This window comes from Brucella pecoris (assembly GCF_006376675.1).
In the GTDB taxonomy this organism is placed as follows: Bacteria; Pseudomonadota; Alphaproteobacteria; order Rhizobiales; family Rhizobiaceae; genus Brucella; species Brucella pecoris.
Genome location: NZ_VEWK01000001.1, coordinates 287,393 through 309,824, shown reverse-complemented (window position 1 = coordinate 309,824; position 22,432 = coordinate 287,393). Strand labels below are relative to the sequence as shown.

Genomic DNA, 22,432 nt, shown 5'->3' with positions numbered 1-22,432 from the left:
ACCGCCCTCCTTCTCGCGGTTCAGCTTGCCGGACTGATCTAAGTTTTCCGAACGGAAACGTATTCTCACTGGAGCCTCTGTTATGAGCCAGTCCAAATCCGCGAGCGTTCTCGATGCCCGCATCCTTTTACCCGCCATTGGCGATGCCTTTCGCAAGCTCAATCCCAGGAGTCTTGCACGTAATCCGGTGATGTTCGTGGTTGCAGTTGTTTCACTGCTGACGACTTTGCTACTTTTGAAAGACGTTGCCGCCGGCAATCCCGATGTCAGCTTCTCATTCCAGATCGTCCTATGGCTGTGGTTTACCGTGCTGTTTGCAAATTTTGCCGAGGCCGTCGCCGAAGGCCGCGGCAAAGCACACGCGGATTCATTGCGTCGGACACGGACCGAAACGCAAGCCAAACTTCTGGACAATCCAGAACGGCCAAGCTGGAAAAGCGTACCGGGAACAAGCTTGAAAGTCGGTGATGTCGTTCTGGTGGAAGCCACCGACATCATCCCTTCGGATGGCGAAGTCATCGAAGGCGTTGCGTCCGTCAATGAAGCCGCCATTACCGGGGAGTCTGCGCCCGTCATCCGCGAATCCGGTGGAGACCGTTCTGCTGTTACCGGTGGAACACAGGTTCTTTCAGACTGGATCAAGGTTCGCATCACTGCGGCACAAGGTTCGACTTTCATCGACAAGATGATTAGTCTGGTAGAAGGTGCCGAACGTCAGAAAACGCCGAATGAAATAGCGCTCAACATTCTGCTTGCAGGCATGACGCTGATATTCGTTTTGGCCGTTGTTACCATCCCTAGCTTTGCGACCTATGCAGGCGGCTATATTCCTGTAACGGTGCTGGTTGCACTCTTCGTCACCCTGATCCCAACTACGATTGGCGCTTTGCTTTCTGCTATTGGCATTGCAGGCATGGACCGTCTCGTTCGGTTCAACGTGCTTGCCATGTCCGGTCGTGCGGTCGAGGCGGCAGGTGACGTCGACACGCTTCTTCTCGACAAGACGGGTACGATTACGCTCGGAAACCGTCAGGCGGCTGCGTTTGCACCTGTGAGCGGCGTAACCGAGCAGACGCTTGCCGACGCAGCACAATTGGCCTCACTTGCGGACGAAACACCGGAGGGCCGCTCCATTGTTGTATTGGCCAAGGAAAAATACGGGTTGCGCGGGCGCGACATGCAGGGGCTTCACGCGCATTTCGTGCCCTTTACCGCACAAAGCCGCATGAGCGGTGTCGATATCGAAGGTTCGGTCATTCGCAAAGGTGCTGTTGATGCGGTGCTGGCCTATGTAAGCCAGAATAGCCGCGCCGATGAAAAAGCGGTTGCGGAACTGCAATCCATTGCTGACACAATCGCCAAAGCGGGTGGCACGCCGCTCGCTGTTGCCAAAGATGGATTTCTTCTCGGTGTCGTGCACCTGAAAGACATCGTCAAAGGCGGTATCCGTGAACGCTTCGCAGAGTTGCGCCGCATGGGAATCCGCACGGTTATGATTACCGGTGACAACCCGATGACTGCAGCGGCCATCGCCGCTGAAGCGGGCGTGGACGACTTTCTTGCGCAGGCAACACCAGAAAACAAGTTGTCGCTGATCCGCGAGGAACAGGCCAAGGGCAAACTTGTTGCAATGTGCGGCGACGGCACCAACGACGCCCCTGCTCTTGCGCAGGCGGATGTCGGCGTGGCCATGAACACCGGTACAGTTGCCGCGCGAGAAGCCGGAAATATGGTCGATCTCGACAGCGATCCCACCAAGCTCATCGAAATCGTTGAAATCGGCAAGCAATTGCTGATGACACGAGGAGCATTGACGACCTTCTCCATCGCCAATGACATTGCAAAATATTTTGCGATTATTCCGGCAATGTTCCTGGCGTTCTATCCCCAACTCGGTGCGCTCAACATCATGGGGCTCGCTACGCCACAGAGCGCCATCCTGTCGGCCATTATCTTCAACGCCCTGATTATTGTGGCCCTGATCCCGCTTTCACTGAAAGGCGTCACCTACAAGCCAGTTGGTGCAGGAGCGCTCCTTTCGCGCAATCTTCTGATCTACGGCCTCGGCGGCGTCATCGTGCCTTTTATCGGCATCAAGGCCATCGATATGGCCATTACGGCTCTTGGCCTCGCATAAGGATTTGCAAAAATGCTGAAACAGCTTCGTCCAGCACTTGTCATGATCGTATCGCTTACCGTCATAACAGGTTTGCTCTATCCGCTTGGCATGACAGGTATCGCCCAAGCGATCTTTCCAGCCAGCGCCAATGGCAGCCTGATCGAAAAGGACGGCAAAATCGTCGGTTCCGAGTTGATTGGCCAGAATTTTACCGGTGACCGCTATTTTCACGGTCGACCATCTGCCGCAGGGAGTGGCGGATATGACGCCGCAAGCTCCGGTGGCTCCAATCTGGGACCGACCAATCCAAAACTCATTGAGCGGGTTAAAGCCGACGCTACCGCTTTGGTGCAAAGCGAAGGCTCTGCGCCGCCGCCGATCGACCTCGTAACTGCATCTGCAAGTGGTCTCGATCCGCATATTTCACCGGAAGCCGCGTTCTATCAGGCGTCTCGTATCGCGAAAGCGCGGGGGATTGATGAAACCGCACTACGCGGAATTGTCGAGCAACAGGTTGAAGCCCGTGAACTTGGCTTTCTCGGTGAACCAGTGGTCAATGTTTTGAAGCTGAACCTTGTTCTGGACAGGACCGGCACCAAGTAGAATAACTGGCGGTGGCATGATTTGCCGCCCCTTCTTTTCAGGAGCTTTGCTTGACATCGGATGCCCTTCGCTTTGGCGATAACAGACCTTCACCCGATGCTCTGCTTGAACAGGCGGAACGCGAGACGCGTGGCCGCCTGAAAATATTTCTCGGTGCCGCGCCAGGTGTCGGTAAAACTTATGAAATGCTGATGTCCGGCCGCGCGCGCAAAGCCGATGGAGTAGATGTCGTCATCGGCGTGGTCGAAACCCACGGACGCGCTGAAACCGAAGCCCTGACAGACGGGCTTGAGATCGTCCCGCGTGCACAAGTGGCCTATCGTGGTCATCTTCTCGATGAGATGGATATCGATGCTGTGCTCGCCCGCAAACCACAACTGGTTCTAGTGGATGAACTGGCGCACACGAATGCGCCGGGCAGCAGACACCCTAAACGCTATCAGGATGTCGAGGAAATTCTGGCGCGCGGGATCGATGTTTATACAACGCTCAATATCCAGCACGTCGAAAGCCTCAACGATGTTGTGGCGCAAATCACCCGCATCCGAGTACGTGAAACCGTGCCCGACAGTATCATCGACCGAGCCGACGATATCGAACTGATCGATCTCACGCCGAATGATCTCATCAAGCGTCTCAATGAAGGCAAAATTTACCTTCCCAAGACTGCGAAACGGGCGATCCGCAATTACTTTTCGCCCGGAAATCTGACAGCACTACGAGAACTGGCGCTACGTCGTACCGCCCAGCGTGTGGACGAGCAACTTCTCAGCCATATGCGAGCCCATGCTATCGAAGGACCCTGGGCTGCTGGCGACCGCATACTGGTTGCCATCGACGAGCGTCCCCGTAGTGTATCGCTGGTTCGTTACGCGCGTCGGCTTGCAGATCGTCTTCGTGCACCATGGGCCGCCATCCATATAGAAACGGCACGGTCTGCCGGACTTACCGAACAAGCAAAGGATAGGCTTGCAACTGCGTTGAGGCTGGCCGAACAGCTTGGCGGAGAAACAATCGTCATTCCAGGCCAATCGGTCGCCGAAGATATTGTGCGCTACGCCTCGGCTCACAACTTCACCCAGATTGTCGCCGGAAAATCAATAAAATCACGCTGGCGGGAGATGATTGACGGCTCCATAGCACGCGAACTGGTCCGGCTCTCCGGCGCTATTGATATTCATATAACTGCGGGTGTCGACGTTGAAAACGGAGCGCCAACCCGCAAGGTAAATACCGCCACTCAAAGAACATCGCCTGACATTGGGCCCTATCTGATCGGCATCGCGATAACAGGCATTGCGCTTGTTGCGGGATTATTGCTTGAACAGTTTCTGGACGTGCGCAGCATCGCACTGGTGTTTGTTGTTGGCGTGCTTGGCGTCGCAGTCACACTTGGTCTCTGGCCAGCGCTTTTTTCATCCGTTCTTAGCGCATTTGCTTATAATTTCTTCTTTCTTTCACCACTCTACACACTTTCTATCGCAGATCCCGAAAGCGTCGTAGCTCTGATTTTCTTTTTGTTTGTAAGTTTCATTGCCAGCAATCTGGCAAGCCGGGTCCAGCGCCAGGCCGCAGCAGCACGACAGCGCGCGCGCATGACGGAAGATCTGTATCTTTTCAGCAAAAAGCTCGCAGGGACCGGCTCACTCGATGATGTGCTATGGGCCACCGCATTCCAGATCGCATCGATGCTCAAGGTACGAGCCGTGATCCTTTTGCCTGAAGGTAATAGCATCGCCGTCAGGGGCGGTTATCCGCCGGATGACACTTTGGATGACGCTGATATCGCCGCCGCACACTGGACCTGGGAACACGATCTTCCAGCGGGGCGCGGAGCTAATACTTTACCGGGTGCCAAACGCCTCTATTTACCTCTCAAAACCGCGAGGACATCGGTAGGCGTCATCGGTCTCGACAATGATCGTGCGGGCCCTATCCTCACACCTGAACAACAACGCCTCTTTGAAGCTTTGGCCGATCAGGCCGCAATTGCGATCGAACGCGTTCAGCTTGTCGGTGATGTAGAGCGAGCGAAACTTGCGGCGGAAGCTGACAAGCTGCGTTCAGCTTTGCTCACCTCGATTTCACACGATCTGAAGACTCCTTTGGCCGCTATTCTGGGTGCAGCGACGACGCTGCGCGATTATTCTGCATCGCTGCCAGATGCCGACCGTTCTGAACTGGTGGCAACGGTGGTCGACCAGTCGGAGCGCCTGAACCGCTTCATTGCCAACCTCCTCGATATGACACGGATCGAAGCGGGTGCTATGAAGCCCAATCTATCATTTCACGACGTTGGCGACCTTATCGGAGCCGCCCTCAAGCGTGCAGCCAAAATATTAGCTCATCATCAGGTGAACGTTGTCGTTCCAGTCGACCTGCCGATGGTTCAGCTTGATGCCGTCCTGTTCGAACAGGCATTGTTCAACTTGTTCGACAATGCAGCCAAATACGCGCCGCAGAATTCCTCCATTACAATTGCAGTTCGCGCCGATCCGGCTCGTATCACACTGGAAATCAGCGATCAGGGTCCCGGTATTCCGCCGGCCGATCTGGAGCGCGTGTTCGATACGTTCTATCGTGTGCGCAAAGGTGACCACGTGCAGGCTGGAACTGGGCTGGGTCTTCCCATTGCTCGCGGTTTCATCGAGGCGATGGGAGGCTCCATCCGGGCAGGCAACCGGCATGAAGGTACCGGTGCTATATTTACAGTCACGCTACCCGTGCTCGTTGACGAAATTGACAGGAACTCATGAACGATCTGAAATTGAAAATTCTTGTTGTTGACGATGAACCAGCTATCCGCAAACTGTTGCGGGTGGGGCTGACGACGGAGGGCTATACCGTCGTAGAAGCGGTGAATGGTGGTGAAGCCGAGGAGCGTATAGCGACAGAAAAACCGGATATTGTGCTTCTGGATCTTGGGCTTCCCGATACTGATGGGCATGCTTTGCTGCAACGCTGGAGAGAAAATAGCATCGTTTTGCCCATTCTTATCCTCTCTAGCCGTACCGACGAAGCAGGAATCGTCCGTGCGCTGGAAGATGGTGCCGATGATTACGTCCCAAAGCCTTTCGGTATGAAGGAGCTTGCCGCGCGTCTGCGTGTCGCTTTGCGTCATCGGCTTCAACAGCAGGGCGAAAAGCCGCTTTTCCAAAGCGATGGTCTGATGGTCGATCTCGTGCGCCGCCTTGTGAAAGTAAATGGGGAAGAAATTAAGCTGTCGCCAAAGGAATACGACATTCTGCGTCTACTCGTACAGCACGCCGGAAAAGTGCTGACCCATCATTATATTCTGAACCAGATCTGGGGACCGGCCGCTGATGTGCAATATCTCCGCATCTATGTCCGGCAGTTGCGGCAGAAGATTGAAAAATCCCCGGATCAGCCGCATTATATTCTAACCGAAACGGGCGTGGGCTACAGGCTGCGCGAAGCTGATCCAGCTCTCTGAGACAGCGGGAACCAAGGCTTTCCAGAAGCGTTGTTTGCCAAACAGCCAAAGTGACGGAGGCAAGCGTGGTTGAGCTGGTAAACAATATCGACAACTTGGAATTTATAATCGCCAAAGCTCGGGAATATGACGTTCAGGTTCCCGCAGTTGATGAAGAATCCGGGTCTAATGCCAGCGACGACAGTGAAGTTGACATTCTCGACGCTTCACTGGCAAATCCTACCCGCAAGGAGCTTTTTGCCGCCATACGATCTCTGAACATTGATGAACGGCAGGAATTGCTGGCACTCATGTGGGTGGGGCGCGGCGATTTCAGCGCCGAAGAATGGGACGAAGCCCTCTCAACTGCTGCTGATCGCGATAATGGCCGCGAAGCCAAATATCTCATTGGCACGCCGCTTCTCGGCGATTATCTCGAAGAAGGTTTGGTTGCTCTCGGCTTCGACGTCGAAGCCTACGATAATGAATAAGAAAAATTGATGTTTCCATGCACCCTTCTGTTTTGACGCTGCTGTATCCGGACATTAGTGTTGGAAACAAATTGGGCTGGCTTATGCTGACCCTGAACAGTGAGCACGACGGAGGACGGCACGATGCTTCAGAAAAACCTCACCCAGAAAACCGACTTCTATATCGATGGGGCGTGGCGTGCCCCAATGGAAGCCAAGTCCATCGAGGTCATCAATCCTGCCGATGAAAAGCCTTATGCCGTCATCTCGGCAGGTTCTGCGAAAGATATAGATCTGGCGGTCGCTGCCGCACGCAATGCTTTTCCATCCTGGAGCGAAACGCCAGCCGCAGAACGCATCGGCTATATCCGACGTATCGTCGAAATTTACGAATCTCGTCTGGACGAAATGGCCAAGACGATTTCACTCGAAATGGGCGCTCCAATTAAACTCGCTCGGGAATCCCAAGCTGCAGCAGGCCTATCGCATACAAAAGCCTTCATCGCCGCGTTTGAGAACTTTGAATTCGAAGAGGTCTTTTCCTCGAAGTATCCGAACCAGACGGTTGTGCGCGAACCAATTGGTGTTTGCGGCCTCATTACGCCGTGGAACTGGCCAATGAACCAGATCGCGCTGAAAGTTATTCCTGCGCTAGCTGTTGGTTGCACAGTCGTGTTGAAGCCTTCGGAAATTGCACCATTGTCGGCCATGCTCTTTGCAGAATTTGTGGATCAGGCTGGCGTTCCAAAGGGTGTTTTCAATCTCGTCAATGGCGAAGGCGCTATCGTTGGCGAAGCTTTGTCACAACACCCGGATATCGACATGATGTCTTTCACCGGTTCAACGCGCGCCGGAACAGCGGTTTCCCGCGCAGCGGCAACAACAGTAAAGCGGGTCTCGCTGGAACTTGGTGGTAAATCACCAAACATCGTTTTTGCCGATGCCGATCTTGAAAAAACCATTGCGCGCAGCCTCGCTCACTGTTTCGAGAATACCGGACAGTCCTGTAATGCGCCGACACGCATGCTTGTCGAACGATCAGTTTATGACAAGGCGGTTGAACTCGCCAGGAAGGTGACTGAAGACACAAAGGTCGGCGATCCTGCACAAGAAGGCGACCATATCGGCCCGCTGTCCTCATCGATCCAGTTCGAGAAGGTTCAAACGCTGATCCAGAAAGGCATTGATGAAGGCGCGCGACTTGTGGCCGGCGGCACCGGTCGCCCAGATGGCTTCTCCGAAGGTGACTTCGTCAAGCCGACCGTCTTTGCTGACGTGAACAATGATATGACGATTGCCCGCGAGGAAATCTTCGGTCCAGTACTCGCCATGATCCCCTTCGATACAGAAGAAGAAGCAATCGCTATCGCCAACGATACACCTTACGGGCTTGCAGCTTATATCCAGACCGGGAGCCCGGAAAGGGCAAAGCGCGTGGCCCGCAAACTGCGTGCAGGTATGGTGCAGATCAATGGCACCTCGCGTGCGCCGGGCAGCCCGTTCGGAGGATACAAGCAATCGGGTAATGGTCGCGAAGGCGGGAAATGGGGTCTGGAAGATTTCATGGAAGTAAAGCTCATCAGCGGCTGACCAATAAGATGACAATAAAAAAGCGCCGTTTAGCGGCGCTTTTTGGTCTTTTACTCGAAGTTAATTTTTCCCGATAACTCGAATGCGCTGATCGCCGCCAATATCGATGAACTGCGTTGGTGGCGGCACTTCATGAACGTCGTGCGTACCGAAGCTTTCGGGGTAAAACGCATAACCGTCTGGTGCACGAGGCGGGTTGGTGTCGTCAATTAGTCGGCCGCCTGTCAATTCCGTCATCGGATCGGGAATAGCGGAGATCAGCCGCCGCGTATAGGGATGCGTCGGGTTCGAGAATATCCGATCCCACGGGCCACTCTCAACAATCTGGCCGAAATACATAACGGCCACCCGATCGCTCATGTGCTCTACGACGCTCAGATCATGGCTGATCATGATGTAGGAAAGACCAAGTCGCTCTTTCAGCTCCAGCAGCAGATTGATGATCTGCGCCCGGATCGAAACATCGAGTGCGGAGACAGGCTCATCCAGCACAATGACTTTGGGATTAAGCAGCAAGGCGCGCGCAATCCCAATACGCTGGCGTTGACCGCCGGAAAACTCGTGTGGGAAACGTTTTGCCTGTTCGGGCTTCAATCCGACGAGACGCAGAATTTCCTCTACGCGTCCATCAACTTCGCTGCGCGATGTCACACCATGAAGTCGCAAAGGTGCGGCGAGTGAAGTATAGACTGACTGGCGCGGATTGAGTGAAGCAAACGGATCTTGAAAGACCATCTGCGCCATCTTCGCCCGTTCCAGCCGCGAAGGCTCATTCTTGCCAGTGATCGGACGCCCCTCAAAATAGATCTGCCCGCTAGTCGGTTTCTGCAAACCGACGATGGAGAGTGCGAGCGTAGATTTGCCACAGCCAGACTCACCTACGATGGACAAGCACTCGCCCTTGTTGAGGGTTAGGCTGAGATTGTTGACGGCGCGCAGCAATTGATTGGAGCGACTGAAGATGCCACCACTCACCGGGAAGTAAACGCAGACATCATCAATGCTGACCAGCGGCTCTGCTAGTTTGGTTGAATGCATATCATTCATGATGGAAACACCTCACCACACCAGCATCCTCAAGTGGCGTCCAGCCCGGCTTTTGCGCGCGGCAAATATCGGTCGCGCGCGTGCAGCGCGGCTCAAATCTGCAGCCTTTAGGAAAGGCCGAGATAGAAGGTACGACGCCTTCGATTTCCTGAAGCCGTAACTGGCCTTCTTTCTGACGTGAGCCAAGCTGCGGGAGCGAAGCAAGAAGGCCATGCGCATAAGGGTGCGCCGGATGATGGAACAGGCCCGATGTTATCCGCTCTTCGACCAGATGCCCGGCATACATGACACCGACGCGGCGGCACATTTTGGCAATCACACCAAGATCGTGACTGATCATGAGTACAGAGGTTCCCCGCGCTGTGCAAAGTTCCTGCATCAGACGCAGAATTTCCGCCTGAACCGTCACATCAAGTGCTGTTGTGGGCTCGTCAGCGATCAGCAGATCGGGATCACACGCAAGCGCGATAGCGATCATCACCCTCTGACGCATACCGCCAGACATCTGGTGCGGATAATTCTTCACGCGTTGCTCTGGCGCGGGCACCTGAACACTGGCTAATGCTTCGACCGCCTTGCGTTCTGCCTCATGCCAGGTTGCACCCTGATGCAGCACAAACATTTCCGCAATCTGCCGCCCTACAGGTGAAAGCGGATTGAGTGCGGTCATCGGCTCCTGAAAGATCATCGCGATGCGATTGCCACGCAGCCTTCGCATTTCGCGTGACGACATGGAACGCAAATCCTGCCCTTTGAAGCGTATCGCTCCTCCCGTTATGGTCAACGGTTTGCGCAGCAGCCCAATCATCGACAAAGCGGTGATGCTTTTTCCGCAGCCGGACTCTCCCACCAGTCCGAATGTTTCACCAGCGCCAATTGTGAAGGATACGTCTTCAACGACATTATGCTTGGCCGAACCGGATACGATATCGATCCGCAGGTTTTCGACCTCGAGAAGTGTTTGCTCGCTCATACCTTGCGCGTCCTCATATGCGGGTCGAGCCAGTCACGAAGACCGTCACCAAACAGATTGAGTCCAAGCACTGTGAAGAAGATGGCAAGACCGGGGAACACGGCTGCCCAGGGTGCATTCACGATCAACTCACGCGCATCAGTGAGCATGTTGCCCCAACTTGGATCTGGAGGACTGATACCAAGACCAAGATAGGAAAGTGCTGCTTCTGCGAGGATCGCGTCACCCATTCCGAGTGTGCCGATCACAAGGATAGGTCCAATCATGTTCGGCACGATCTGCGTAATCATGATACGAACATCACTATAACCAAGCATCTTGGCGGCCTGAATATAACCCTGCTTCTTGAGCGAAAGGGTGGAACTGCGCGCAATACGGCAAGTCCAGGACCAGTTCGTGAGACCAAGTGCGAGCAAAAGGCTCGGCAAACCAGGGCCTAGAACCGCCATGATTGCCAAAGCGAAGATCAGCGACGGGATTGCCAGCATAAGATTTGTGAGACCATTGACGAAATCGTCCCACCAGCCGCCGAAATAACCCGCAGAAATGCCAAAACAGAGACCTATGACGGTGTTGATGCACTGTGAGACCACGCCCACGGTCAAAGACACCTGGGCGCCATAGAGGATGCGCGAATAGACATCGCGACCTTGTGCATCAGTGCCAAACCAGAATTGTGCATCGGGCGGCAGTTCGGCATTCATCAAATCGGCATCGAGAACCGGATTATAGTGCGCCAGCAGTGGCGCAAAGACGGCTGCTGCCACGATGACGATGCACACGAACCCGCCGAATACAAGATTGAAACGCAGCTTCATGAGCTTACTCGTGGCTTATGCGCGGATCGATGACCGCATAGAGAATGTCAACGATTGTATTGATGACCAGAAACCACAATACGATCACGAGAATTGCCCCCTGCACGACAGGGATATCGCGCAGCGAAACGCTATCAATCAACAATGAACCAAGGCCCGGCCAGGAAAACAGTTTCTCAACCACCACAGCCTGACCCATCATCGATCCGAACTGCAGGCCAATTGTCGTAACGATCAGCACCAGTGCATTGCGCATGACATGCCATTTCACGAGCCTGAAACTGTTCATTCCTTTTGAGCGGGCGGTGCGGATGAAATCGGCGCCCATCACTTCAAGCACGGCTGCGCGCGTTGTTCTTGCAAGCAATGCCAGTGGCGCTACCCCCAAGGTCAGCGCCGGCAGAATGATGTTCCTTATACCGCCATCACCGTAACCGAAACTCGGTAACCAACCGAGTGTGAGTGCAAAGAGATACATTGCGAGCAGGCCTAGCCAGAATTGCGGCAGTGAAAGGCCAGAGACCGCGCCTATCATAGTCACACTGTCGAGAATGCTTCCCGGCTTCAGCGCCGCTATAAATCCAAGCGGCACACCGATCAGGATCGCAAAGCCCATGGCCGCGAAAGCAAGTTTCAGCGTCGGCCACATACGCTCCTGAATAAGCGAAACAACCGGCTGCCTTGATCGATAGGATGTCCCGAGATCAAACTGAGCCAACTGAACCAGATAGTTGCCGAAACGCACGTGAACAGGCTTATCGAGCCCAAATTCCTGTGTAATTTTTTCGACCATCTTCGGATCGTTCATGCCCTTGCCATTGGCAATAAGTCCCGAAGCGATGCTGCCGGGAACAACACTGAAAATGATGAAGATCAGCAGGGACACCGCAACAACTGTCGGTATCATCTGCAGGACGCGCCGGAGAATAAAATAGAGCACTTGGTCCTCCTTTCGGATCAGCGTAGATTACGCTGGAGCAAAGGGGATCAGTGGCCCGCCCGAAATCGAGCGGGCCGATCCTTATCAGCCGGAATTAACGCCCGGACGGAACCGTGTCGTCGACCCAAAGCTTTTCATAGGACTGGACCGCGAGCTCTGCCGAGTTTGGCTGCAGGCCATGCAGCCACGGCTGATGCGCCATGACAGCCTTGTTGTAGTTAAAGAACCAGACCGGCGCTTCTTCCTGCAACAGGTTGTTGGCTTTCTTCAAAAGCTCGTTCTTCTCTTCTTCGGTTTTAGCCAGTTTTGCTGCATCAACAATCTTGTCGAATTCAGCGTTAGAGAACTTTTGATAGTTGCACGCGGATTGAGGGGTCGTGGAGTAGAAGCACTGCATCGCAGTTAATGCATCTGGACCGCTTTCAAGCGACCACATATAGGCATGGAAGTTGCCAGCCGGAACCACATCGGCAAGAACAGATGCTTCCACAGGCTTTGCCTTTACCTTGATACCGACTTTCGCGAGCATCGGAATGATCGCTTGAACGATGGTCAAGCCCCAGCTCTCGTTCTGCGTTGCCGTAAGCTCGAATTCGAAGCCATCGGGATAACCAGCTTCTGCAAGCAAGGCTTTTGCTTTTTCAGGATCGTATGGATAAGGCTTCGCATCCTTATCGAAGGCTGGCGATGAGTTTGGCAGCCAACCAACCGCGCGATAGGCCTTGTCTTTGACGAGCCTCTTGATGATGAGATCGCTATCGATAGCGTAGTTGATTGCTTGACGGACACGCTTGTCCTGGAACGGCTTGAAATCCGGATTAAAGCCGACGGCACGCGTATAGACCTCGGCTACCTCGACCATGTTCTTCGCAAGTTCAGGATCGGCAAGATAGGCAGTGTACTGCGCCGGTCCAAGCACTGCCACGTCGATTTCCTTGTTGCGGAATGCGACGTCGCGAGCAGCAGCATCGCCCATGATCATGATATTGATCTTGTCCGCGTATGGCTTGCCTTTTTCATAGTACTTGTCCCACTTTTCGACCGTCAAACGGGAGCCGGGAACATATTCGGCAAACTTGTAGGGTCCAAGACCGATAGGATGACGCTGAAACTCTTCGCTATCGCCCTCACCAGCCGGGTAAATGGAGGTGTTGTTGCGCATGAACTGGAAGCCCGGATCAATTGGCTGCTTGAGCGTGATCTCAAGCGTATGATCGTCGATCTTCTTCAGACCGGAAATTTCCTTGGCTTTGCCTTGAGTATATTCCTCTGCACCCTTGATTTCGGCAATATAACGTGCCGGAGGGAAAGCCTTTTTCGGATCCATTATCCGGGTATAGCTCCAGATGATGTCATCGGCTGTCAAAGGCTTGCCATTGTGGAAAAAAGCATCCTGACGAAGCTTATAGGTATAGACGAGCCTGTCTTCGGACACCGTTACATCAGTTGCAAGTCCCAGCACTGGCTTGTTGAGGTCAGCATCCCAATCGTAGAGTGTGCGGTGGATGGCCTTCGCGTAAAACTCATCCTGCGTGGCAGGCGAAGCCTGAATGTCGAGTGTCGAGAAGCTGTCACCATAAGGTGCGACGAAATTGATGACACCTCCCGAACGCGGCTCGTCCGCAGCATGGGCAGCTGTTCCAGCCAACAGAACTGCGGACAGTGCCGCCAGCATTGCGAATTTTCTCATGTTGTTCCCCTTCATAGATTTCATTATTGCGATTCAACCGAACCGTTCGTTCGGGCAGCTCTGTCGAAACCTCGCCGCCCGAAATTCCCCCGAAGCGTTTGCGCTTCAATTCTTTTTATCTACCCCCGAACATCGGGAGCATATGTATCAGGATCGTTCGAATACGACTTCCCCATCGCGTATGGTAAGAACACAATGCGTATCGTTGAGAATCTCTTCCGGTTTTGCGGTGAGCATATTGCGTGAAAAGACTGCCAGATCAGCGACCTGCCCCGGTATGAGCTTACCCTTCACATTCTCAAGCTTCTGAGAAAACGCTCCAAACTCCGTATAGACCTGAAGAGCCTCTTCGATTGTCACGCATTCACGAGCATCCATCACTGTTCCCTTGCCCGTTTCACGTGTCAGCATCGAATAGATATTCGGGTAGGGATTCGGGTGACAGACAGGTGAATCGCTACCGGTCGCAGGCTTGAAACCGAGATCTTTCCAGGTCTTCAGCGGATAACTGGAAAGTGCGCGCTCCTCGCCGAGAACGGAAATATAGGCATCGCCAAAGTCGTAGATGAAAACCTGCTGCGGACATGGATAGATGCCAGCTTTTTTCATCCGCTCATGTTGTTCCGGCGTGGAGAAACCGCAATGTTCGATACGGTGACGACGGTCAGGATCGGGATGCGCTGCAAGCGCCTTTTCGTAGGCAGTAATGAGCTGACCAATCGCTGCATCACCGATTGCGTGGCAGGCAAGCTGATAACCCTTTTTGTGGGCATCAAGCACCAGCGCTTCCAGTTCCGCATCCGGCAATATCTGTACGCCGATATTATTATCGTTGCCGAGATAAGGCTTACTCATCCATGCAGTCCGCCCACCTGCCGAACCATCAAGGAAAATCTTGACCGCACCAACCGTCAGCATGTCATCGCCGACCCCAGACACCAATCCGGCTTCATAACATTTCTCGACAATCGACGGGCCAGGGTCGCCCAACAGGACAAGCCAGGTGCGCACCGGCAATCGCTTTTGAAGCTTCGCAACATTATAGGCGCGAATTTCATCAAAGCCCGCAACCTGTCCGACGGCTGCATCCATGACGCTGGTAATGCCATATGAGAGCAACAGATTGCCTGCAGCCTCAATGGCTTCGATCATCTCTTCGGTCGTTGCCTTCGGAATTGCCTTGCGAACTGCACCCTGTGCATTTTCGGCAACCATTCCGGTCAACGTCCCATTTCGCTGTTCGATCAAACCACCATCCGGCACTGGCGATTTTTCATCTATTCCAGCCAGCTCAAAGGCTTTGGAGTTGAAAATCGAAACGTGGCCACAGGCGCGCACCAGCATGACCGGGTGGTTTGGTGCCACGGCGTCGAGCTCTGATTTATGTGGATGGCGACCTACATCGAGCTTGGTCTGGTCGTAACCGCGAGCTCTAATCCACGCTCCCGGAGGTGTCGAAGCAGCCGCATCCCGAATCGCATCGAGCAAGCTTTGCAATGTCGGCGCTGCCTGAGGCGTCGCGTCGATCCACTTGAGTGTCAGTCCGACGGAAATTAGATGCAAATGAGCATCATTCAGTCCGGGCGTAGCAAAGCGCCCTTTCAGATCGACCAAATGCGTATTGTCGCCCTTCAAAGACCAAACTTGGTCCTTCGTACCCGTCGCAAGAACCTTGCCTTGCCAGATTGCCAGGGCTTCAACTGTGCCCTCTTCATATCCACACCAGATAGTACCGTTATAAACTATTGTATCGGCACACAATTCGGGCATTACAGGCATTTCAGCGATCCCCTCCCTACGTCACGCTTTTTATAAGTGCAGGGAGATTTCCATTGTTGCTTTGAACGATCAAGCCGTGGATTTGTTAAATTTAGAGGGGCAAACTGTTCAAAATGACAACTATACGGTCAATTTGCCGAAATTTTTGCAAAGTTGAGTGGGAATTTAACGCACAAAACGACAAAGGCTACCGCCAAAATGACAGCCCCGCCTCTCCTGCCAGTAATCGCAGCTTATAAATGTCAGCGAACAGGCGAAGTATGAACGGCGATCACCCGTTAGAGTGTCGCACGATCCAGAAAATCTGGATTAACGGCATACCCCCGAGCCCGTTCCTTGGCGGCTGATGAGACCAGCGCAATTAGCCGTCAAGGGATGGGGGACAAAGGCGTCCCAGTCGACATGACCGCGACGCCTTGAAAAACGACGGTCAACCCGTCAATACGCCGATCCTGGTAACCGCTCTGCCAGTTGCTCAGGCGTTAGCAAATCCGCATGATGGGCGCGTGCAACATCCGGATGCGACCGGAGGCGACTTTTGAGATTGTTTGCACCGACTTCACGGAAGATCGGGTTCAGCGCATCAACAGTTACGCCGCGTTCCTTGGTCTTCAACTCATCCGGTAAGTCTATCACCGGGATCGTTGCATCGTATCGGGCACCAAGAAAGAAGGCGACAGAGAAGCGTTCCACGCCAGCCGGGGGAGCGACGACACCATGCACATCCGCACGCACAAATCCATTGGTGGCAAGCTCGAGCAGTTCCCCCGTATTGACGACAAACGTGCCGGGAACCGGAGGTGCGTCAATCCACTCGCCATCTTCCTGCTGGACGCGCAGACCGGGGACGACATCTTGCAGCAGCACGGTGACGAAACCGCCGTCCTTGTGGGCTCCCACTCCCTGCTCACTTTCCGCTACATCACGCCCCGGGTACCGGATAATCTTCAATAGCTGGGATGGATGCGGCTCGTAGATCTGGGCGAAAAAATCTTCCGGTTGCCCAAGAGAGGCAGCGATTGCTTTCAGAATATCGATACCGACGCGCGTTACTTCGGCCTGATAGGCGAGCAGCAACGGCTTGAGTTCGGGCAATGCTTCCGGCCATTGGTTTGGACCAATCAGACGCTTCCATGCCGGGCTATCGGCACCGATCGCAGCCGGTTCCGATTCAGTGTTGATATCAAGCTGCTCGCGCCAATCCTGCTGACCGCGCGTACGTTCAAACCCAGCACGGTTATAGCCGCGAAAATGCGACGATTTTACCATTTCTATCTTGAGTTTTTCTTCCGCTGGAAGTGCGAAAAACTTCTTTGCCGTCGCAACCACATCTTCCACGAGCTTTGGGTCGACACCATGCCCTGTAAGATAGAAAAAGCCATGGTCATGAAGCGTGCGGCGTAACTCTTCAATAAAATTGCTACGCTCTTCGGCAGTTCCATTGAAACGCGACAAGTCGAGCAAAGGCAGATTGATTGGGGTGGTGTGTATAGTCATTGAAACCTCCTGAAAAACTCTCAGCGCGAGCGACGGCTGCGTGCCACGCGGTGATTGACGAGACGAGCGGCATAGTCGCCCGTGATCTGGATGGACTGCACGATAGCAACCAGAATGATGACGACAGCAACCATGACTTCCGGCATGAATCGCTGATAACCGAAGCGAATTCCCAGATCACCCAGACCGCCGCCGCCAACGGTTCCAGCCATCGCCGAATACCCGACAAGGCTGACAAGAGTAACCGTTTGCCCGGCGATGATACCGGGGAGTGCCTCAGGCAAAAGCACTTTGAAAATGATCTGAATTGGCGATGCGCCCATGCTTTCGGCAGCCTCGACCAAGCTTTGGTCCACTTCACGCATCGCTGTTTCGGCGAGTCGTGCATAGAGTGGGGTGATTGCCGCTGTTAGCGGAACTATGGCCGCATAGGTGCCAACGGTGGTTCCGGCGATCAGCCGCGTCAATGGAATGATCGCCACCATCAGAATGATGAATGGTGTGGATCGAACCAGATTGACAACGGTCCCCGCCACGCGATTGAAGACCGGTCTCTCAAGAAACTGGCCCGGGCTGGTCACGACCAGCGCAACACCCAGCGGCAGACCTATCAATGTGGACAGGATGGCAGATGCAGCCACCATAGTGGTCGTCTGCTTCAGCGCTTCAAGCAACAGCCCAACGAGCGCCGGTGGAAACAGATCGGACAACATGACCGATGACCTCTCCATGAAGATTAAGTGAAGAAAGATAGCTGAGGACGTCCGCAAGATTGGCCGGAGCCCCCTCAGCAACGAGTGTCATGATGCCCAAAGGTTGCCCAGCAATATAGTCTATGCGTCCATGCAGTATGTTCGGATTGATACCAAAGCGCTGTACCAACGTTGCAACAACCGGTGCGTGCGCGGCTTCGCCGGAGAAAATGATGCGGAGAACGGGGTCTGACCCAGCAATCGGTTCCCGAAGCAGCCGCTGCGATACTTCCGACGGCAAATCGTGGGCAACGATACTTGCCAAAAACGACCGGGCGATAGCGGACCGCGGAAAGGCGAAGACGTCGAAGGTCCCCCCGCTTTCAACAACCTTGCCGCCATCAAGAACCGTCACATGGTCTGCGATCTGGCGCACGACATCCATTTCATGCGTAATGAGTACAATCGTCAGCCCCAGCCGCCGATTGATATCCTTCAATAGCGAAAGAATTTGCTCCGTGGTTTCCGGATCAAGCGCCGATGTCGCCTCATCCGACAACAAGACGCTCGGCTCCAGGGCCAATGCTCTTGCGATACCCACGCGTTGTTTCTGGCCACCTGATAATTCTGATGGATAAGCATCAGCCTTTTCCTTGAGGCCCACCAGATCCAGTAGATCGTTCACTCGGGTTCTTATAGTGCTGCGATCAACGCCTGCGAGCTCCAGTGGCAGTGCTATGTTGCCAAAAGCAGTTCGTGAAGACAGCAGACTAAAATGCTGAAATATCATTGATACTTCACGACGAACCCGTCGTAATTCGTCTTGACGCAGCGTTGTGATCTCACGTCCCGAGACAAAGACCTCTCCGCTGTTTGGACGCACAAGGCCATTGAGGCAGCGCACGAGCGTACTTTTTCCGGCACCTGAACGACCAATGATGCCGTGAATGGTTCCTCTCGTGATTTTGAGCGAGACGTCATCAATCACCGGACCAGCGGTCTCATCATAGATCTTTGTCAGCGAGCATATTTCGATAATTGGCGGAACCGGACCCGTTTCGTCCGGTACTGCTTTCGACACAGATTCGCTGCGCACGAACAGATTCATCTCACCAACCCGCTATAATGTTGCCATCGAATTTCTTCTCGATGAAGGCTTTGACGTCAGGAGACTTATAGGCTTCGACCAGCGTCTTGACCCAGGGTGCATCCTTGTTCTTTTCCGCGACGGCAAGCAGGCAGAAATAATCGGATAACTGGTCTTCGATCAGGATCGCATCACGGGTCGGAACCAGCCCGGCACTCAGCGCGAAATGTGAAGTAATGACGGAAAAATCCACATCTTCCAGCGACCGCGGAAGCTGGGCTGTTTCCATCGGAATGATTTTGACCTTCTTCGGATTATCTACGATATCGAGTTCAGTTGCGTTGAAAGTCACACCCGGCGTCAGCTTGATAATGCCGCCTGCTTCGAGAAGCTTCAAGGCGCGACCCGCATTACTGGGATCGTTGGGGATTGAAATTTGCGCACCCTCGGGCAGTTCAGCAAGAGATTTGTACTTGCGTGAGTAACCAGCCATCGGTAGCAACACAGTGCGCCCACCAACGGCAACGAGGTTGAGACCTCGATCTTTGGTTGATCGAAATAAGGCGTATGCTGAAAGCCATTGGCATCCAGGTCGCCGTCATTCGTGGCTGGATCAATCAGCGCACCATCGGAAAACTCAACAATCTCGATATCAAGCCCTTTTGTTTTGGCGACAGGTGCAAGCGCCTCGGCGATCTCTGCATGCGGCCCGGACGTCACGCCAAAACGGATTTTTTCCGCTAATGAAGGGGAAGCTGCGAATACGGAAAGGAGGGCTGCTGAAACAGCACTGCGCAAGAATGAAACTGAATGCATACTGATTTCCCTGTAGTGATATCGAAAGACGCCTAAGACGCAGCACGCCAATTCCGTTTGTTGTTCCACTTGGCCAGTAGTGAAACGGCGTCGCGCAGCGTTTCTTCACGTTTGGCGAAACAGAAACGCACATGGCTGCGTACATCACGCGCACCGTAAAAAGATGAGACCGGGACAGGAGTTACACCTGCTTCATGTGTCAGCCGTCGGCAAAAATCGAGATCATCGTCGCCGTGGTCAAGCTGCCGTATGTGGGCCACGGCGAAATAGGTGGCTGGCGCACTGGCGACTTCAAACCCGGCGGATTTCAGCCCTCCAACCAGCAAATCCCGCCGCGATGCCAGCGTTGCCCTAAGGTCGGCGAAGTAGTTATCAGGTAACGAAAGCCCAACGGCAATCGCCGACTGCAACGCCAGCGGCGTGGTGAAAGTGACATACTGATGAGCGCGAGCAATCGGTGCTAGAAGCTTCGCGGAAGCTGTCACATAGCCGACCTTCCATCCTGTCAATGAAAAGCTCTTTCCAGCAGAGCCAATTCGCACGACACGGTCGCGGACTTTCTCAACACCGAACATAGAATGAAACGGGCGACCATCGAAGACGAGATGTTCGTATACCTCATCCGAAACGATCACGAGATCATGCTTGACCGCGAGTTCAGCGAGAAAGTCCAATTCATCCAGATCGAATATCTTGCCAATTGGGTTCATCGGCGTATTGACGACAATGAGTTTGGTGCGGGGAGAAATCGCGTTTACCAGCTCCTCACGCGGTAGTTCCCAATGAGGTGGCCTCAACCGCACCGGCACCACTTTCCCGCCAGCGCGCTGGATAAGCGTTGAATACGCATCGTAAACCGGCTCGAACAGGATGGCCTCGTCGCCCGTATCCAGATGTGCCAGAAACGTATCGGCGAGAGCTTCGGTCGCTCCGGAGGTCACCAGAACCTCTTTTTCCCAGTCAACGTCGAGACCGAGAAACCGTCTGGCGTTTTCTGCGACAGCCTGACGAAGAACCGGCAGGCCCATCATGGGTGGATATTGTTGCGAGGTTTCACGAAGAGCACGAGCAGCCGCTTCAAGAAGTTCAGAAGGTTCAAAGCCTTCTGGGAACCCCTGCCCCAGATTGATGGCTCCACGCTCGACAGCAAGCCGCGACATCGCCTCGAAAATCGACGTTCCCGCCGCGCCGAATATCGGATTAGCCACCGGTGCTCCCCTCTTTCAATCGAATTTACGGGGAGAAAGATAAAGCCTATAAAATTAGTAGACAAAGCATAGACTTGCCATCGTCGAGCGAGCGTGAGAAAGCTTTTTTCAAATTTTGCAGATCGTAAACAGTTTTACATTCCGCAATCGCAATCACCTCTGATTCACACCGCCGCCCGACCGTGACGATTGCGCCAGAGCTCTTCCGCTTTCTCAAAGAACTGCGCATAGCTTTCATTATCCGCAGACGCCACCGTCATCATCGCCATGGCTGCCGTCGCGACGATCGTATTTTCTGCACGTTTGTCCACGGCCGCACCGGACCAGACACCATACCAATATTCGAATGAACTGAAGTTTGAATGCTTGTCACTGCTCTCTCTGGAAAGAATTGGGAGCAACAAATCCGTTTCACGGCCGGCGAGAAGCCTGTGGATCGTATGCGTTCGGTGCGGAACCAGCTCGGCAACATCACGACTGGTTGAAACTACGGAGATCGACGATATACCAAGAAGCGCACCCGCATCGCGATGCAATTCACGATATGTAGGTTGAGTAACACCCAGAAATGATGCCTTGAGACTCATCGGATTGAGAAGATGAACAAGGCTGTTCATCGATGAACGTGACTCGAATAAAGGGTAAAGCGCCATCAGCGCGTGAATCTGAGGCGCAAAGCCGGCCATCGGCATGAAACAGATACCATGCGCTCTCAAAGCACTTTCAGCCAAGGAATGGGACGTTGCAATCGGCAGATTGATAGCTTCAGCCGCTATCTCAAGTTTGCCCGAGATTTCACCTATACCGCAGTTGCCATGCATGGCGACCGGATAGCCGGCCCGGGCGACCAACAGGGCCGAAAGCATGAACCAGGGTGACTGCATGGAATTGGGCGACAGATAGGCTGGCCAATCCAGGGCCGGTATATTCAATCCCGGGTCGAACGAATAAATTCGTCTCGCCGCACGCACCATGCCAGCAAGTTCGGGAGCGGTTTCTCCGCGATAATGAATAAGCCGGAGCAATGCACTGATCTGCATCGGATCGGCATTGCCTGTAAAAATCATCGTGAATGCGTCTTCGGCTTCGGACATTTCGAGCGGACGGGTGTGCCCGACCTTTCGCCCTATCACTGCAATATATTTTGCAAGTCTCCTGACCGGGTCGTTCTCGCCCTGAATATTCGCGAACTGTGCGGCAAGCTGTTCCGGTGTTGGATGATTTTCGAGCTCGACAACCTTGCGGATACCAAGCGGCGGCGGTGCTATAATGGCGCTTCGTTTCCACCCGTGATGCCCAGTGCAGTTCGATTTCGGCAATTCAGTAAGATCCAAACTCAATAGCGTTTCAGCTTCGCTCGCCAACCGCCGCAGCCGTCCACGCAACGCCTCTGCTTTTGGGGTTGCAACCATGTTTCGGCCAGAACGAACCAGAATGGGATCATTGAACTTCTCGCGAATCTGACCAAGCAACCGGCTCATGGCTGCAATGCTCAATCCCATCTGCTTGGCAGCACCGCCAACACTGCCTTCCACAAGAAGTGCATCAAGCGCGATCAGCAGGCGCAATTGCCCCAAACGAAGACTTTCATTCTCACCTTTCTCCGTTTGTTGCTGGGTTTTCGCTTGCTTGCCCGACATCACTCTATCGCCCGTTCGTTTGCGGTTTTT

General features: G+C 53.9%; 17 protein-coding genes and 1 pseudogene. 6 read left to right on the top strand and 12 right to left on the bottom strand.

Annotated features, from left to right (window positions below):
- Positions 1-82 precede the first annotated feature (82 nt).
- From kdpB to FIB18_RS01360, 6 genes are all read left to right on the top strand, one after another.
- Entirely contained in the window at positions 83-2,137 is a 2,055-nt protein-coding gene (gene kdpB, locus FIB18_RS01385) for a potassium-transporting ATPase subunit KdpB (protein ID WP_140019043.1), read from the top strand.
- Between the two features lie 12 nt (positions 2,138-2,149).
- Complete coding sequence (kdpC, locus tag FIB18_RS01380) at positions 2,150-2,722, top strand: potassium-transporting ATPase subunit KdpC (protein WP_140019042.1); 573 nt, start codon at positions 2,150-2,152, stop codon at positions 2,720-2,722.
- Positions 2,723-2,772: 50 nt separating this feature from the next.
- The gene (locus FIB18_RS01375) at positions 2,773-5,478 is read left to right on the top strand and encodes a sensor histidine kinase (protein WP_140019041.1); all 2,706 of its coding nucleotides are present in this window, start codon (positions 2,773-2,775) and stop codon (positions 5,476-5,478) included.
- Positions 5,475-6,176 (top strand): response regulator, encoded by a 702-nt coding sequence (locus tag FIB18_RS01370; protein WP_140019040.1) that lies wholly within the window; start codon positions 5,475-5,477, stop codon positions 6,174-6,176. The genes FIB18_RS01375 and FIB18_RS01370 overlap by 4 nt, the downstream gene beginning before the upstream one ends.
- 65 nt (positions 6,177-6,241) lie before the next feature.
- Positions 6,242-6,646, top strand: coding sequence for a DUF3775 domain-containing protein (locus FIB18_RS01365; RefSeq protein ID WP_140019039.1), 405 nt, complete (start codon positions 6,242-6,244; stop codon positions 6,644-6,646).
- Positions 6,647-6,769: 123 nt separating this feature from the next.
- A complete protein-coding gene (locus tag FIB18_RS01360; RefSeq protein ID WP_140019038.1) occupies positions 6,770-8,215 on the top strand; it encodes an aldehyde dehydrogenase family protein in 1,446 nt (481 codons plus the stop codon).
- Between the two features lie 60 nt (positions 8,216-8,275).
- On the opposite strand, the gene FIB18_RS01355 is transcribed toward FIB18_RS01360, so the two are convergent.
- The 12 genes and pseudogenes from FIB18_RS01355 to FIB18_RS01300 all read right to left on the bottom strand — a co-directional run bounded on the left by FIB18_RS01355 (position 8,276) and on the right by FIB18_RS01300 (position 22,402).
- The gene (locus FIB18_RS01355; protein WP_140019037.1) at positions 8,276-9,262 is read right to left on the bottom strand and encodes an ABC transporter ATP-binding protein; all 987 of its coding nucleotides are present in this window, start codon (positions 9,260-9,262) and stop codon (positions 8,276-8,278) included.
- The gene (locus FIB18_RS01350) at positions 9,255-10,235 is read right to left on the bottom strand and encodes an ABC transporter ATP-binding protein (protein ID WP_140019036.1); all 981 of its coding nucleotides are present in this window, start codon (positions 10,233-10,235) and stop codon (positions 9,255-9,257) included. The genes FIB18_RS01355 and FIB18_RS01350 overlap by 8 nt, the downstream gene beginning before the upstream one ends.
- Positions 10,232-11,053: an ABC transporter permease gene (locus FIB18_RS01345; RefSeq protein WP_122001870.1), complete on the bottom strand. Its 822-nt coding sequence runs from the start codon at positions 11,051-11,053 to the stop codon at positions 10,232-10,234. Before FIB18_RS01345 ends, FIB18_RS01350 begins: the two co-directional genes overlap by 4 nt.
- A 4-nt stretch (positions 11,054-11,057) precedes the next feature.
- Positions 11,058-11,993, bottom strand: coding sequence for an ABC transporter permease (locus FIB18_RS01340; protein WP_140019035.1), 936 nt, complete (start codon positions 11,991-11,993; stop codon positions 11,058-11,060).
- Between the two features lie 94 nt (positions 11,994-12,087).
- Entirely contained in the window at positions 12,088-13,683 is a 1,596-nt protein-coding gene (locus tag FIB18_RS01335) for an ABC transporter substrate-binding protein (protein ID WP_140019034.1), read from the bottom strand.
- Between the two features lie 147 nt (positions 13,684-13,830).
- Entirely contained in the window at positions 13,831-15,453 is a 1,623-nt protein-coding gene (locus FIB18_RS01330) for an amidohydrolase (RefSeq protein WP_407921839.1), read from the bottom strand.
- 447 nt (positions 15,454-15,900) lie between these two features.
- Entirely contained in the window at positions 15,901-16,959 is a 1,059-nt protein-coding gene (locus FIB18_RS01325) for an isopenicillin N synthase family dioxygenase (RefSeq protein WP_140019032.1), read from the bottom strand.
- 20 nt (positions 16,960-16,979) lie between these two features.
- Positions 16,980-17,672, bottom strand: coding sequence for a methionine ABC transporter permease (locus FIB18_RS01320; RefSeq protein WP_140019031.1), 693 nt, complete (start codon positions 17,670-17,672; stop codon positions 16,980-16,982).
- Positions 17,626-18,759 (bottom strand): methionine ABC transporter ATP-binding protein, encoded by a 1,134-nt coding sequence (locus FIB18_RS01315; RefSeq protein WP_140019030.1) that lies wholly within the window; start codon positions 18,757-18,759, stop codon positions 17,626-17,628. The genes FIB18_RS01320 and FIB18_RS01315 overlap by 47 nt, the downstream gene beginning before the upstream one ends.
- Before the next feature lies 1 nt (position 18,760).
- Positions 18,761-19,554, bottom strand: a pseudogene (locus FIB18_RS01310) (MetQ/NlpA family ABC transporter substrate-binding protein).
- A gap of 32 nt (positions 19,555-19,586) precedes the next feature.
- Complete coding sequence (locus tag FIB18_RS01305) at positions 19,587-20,762, bottom strand: aminotransferase (protein WP_140019029.1); 1,176 nt, start codon at positions 20,760-20,762, stop codon at positions 19,587-19,589.
- Positions 20,763-20,926: 164 nt separating this feature from the next.
- Positions 20,927-22,402: a glycosyl transferase family protein gene (locus FIB18_RS01300; RefSeq protein ID WP_140019028.1), complete on the bottom strand. Its 1,476-nt coding sequence runs from the start codon at positions 22,400-22,402 to the stop codon at positions 20,927-20,929.
- Positions 22,403-22,432 lie beyond the last annotated feature (30 nt).

Excerpts from the sequence above, each read along its gene's own strand:
- kdpB (WP_140019043.1), top strand. The coding sequence starts at position 83 with ATGAGCCAGTCCAAATCCGCGAGCGTTCTCGATGCCCGCATCCTTTTA.
- kdpC (WP_140019042.1), top strand. The coding sequence starts at position 2,150 with ATGCTGAAACAGCTTCGTCCAGCACTTGTCATGATCGTATCGCTTACC.
- FIB18_RS01370 (WP_140019040.1), top strand. The coding sequence starts at position 5,475 with ATGAACGATCTGAAATTGAAAATTCTTGTTGTTGACGATGAACCAGCT.
- FIB18_RS01360 (WP_140019038.1), top strand. The coding sequence starts at position 6,770 with ATGCTTCAGAAAAACCTCACCCAGAAAACCGACTTCTATATCGATGGG.
- FIB18_RS01355 (WP_140019037.1), bottom strand. The coding sequence starts at position 9,262 with ATGAATGATATGCATTCAACCAAACTAGCAGAGCCGCTGGTCAGCATT.
- FIB18_RS01350 (WP_140019036.1), bottom strand. The coding sequence starts at position 10,235 with ATGAGCGAGCAAACACTTCTCGAGGTCGAAAACCTGCGGATCGATATC.
- FIB18_RS01345 (WP_122001870.1), bottom strand. The coding sequence starts at position 11,053 with ATGAAGCTGCGTTTCAATCTTGTATTCGGCGGGTTCGTGTGCATCGTC.
- FIB18_RS01335 (WP_140019034.1), bottom strand. The coding sequence starts at position 13,683 with ATGAGAAAATTCGCAATGCTGGCGGCACTGTCCGCAGTTCTGTTGGCT.
- FIB18_RS01330 (WP_407921839.1), bottom strand. The coding sequence starts at position 15,453 with ATGCCCGAATTGTGTGCCGATACAATAGTTTATAACGGTACTATCTGG.
- FIB18_RS01325 (WP_140019032.1), bottom strand. The coding sequence starts at position 16,959 with ATGACTATACACACCACCCCAATCAATCTGCCTTTGCTCGACTTGTCG.
- FIB18_RS01320 (WP_140019031.1), bottom strand. The coding sequence starts at position 17,672 with ATGTTGTCCGATCTGTTTCCACCGGCGCTCGTTGGGCTGTTGCTTGAA.
- FIB18_RS01315 (WP_140019030.1), bottom strand. The coding sequence starts at position 18,759 with ATGAATCTGTTCGTGCGCAGCGAATCTGTGTCGAAAGCAGTACCGGAC.
- FIB18_RS01300 (WP_140019028.1), bottom strand. The coding sequence starts at position 22,402 with ATGTCGGGCAAGCAAGCGAAAACCCAGCAACAAACGGAGAAAGGTGAG.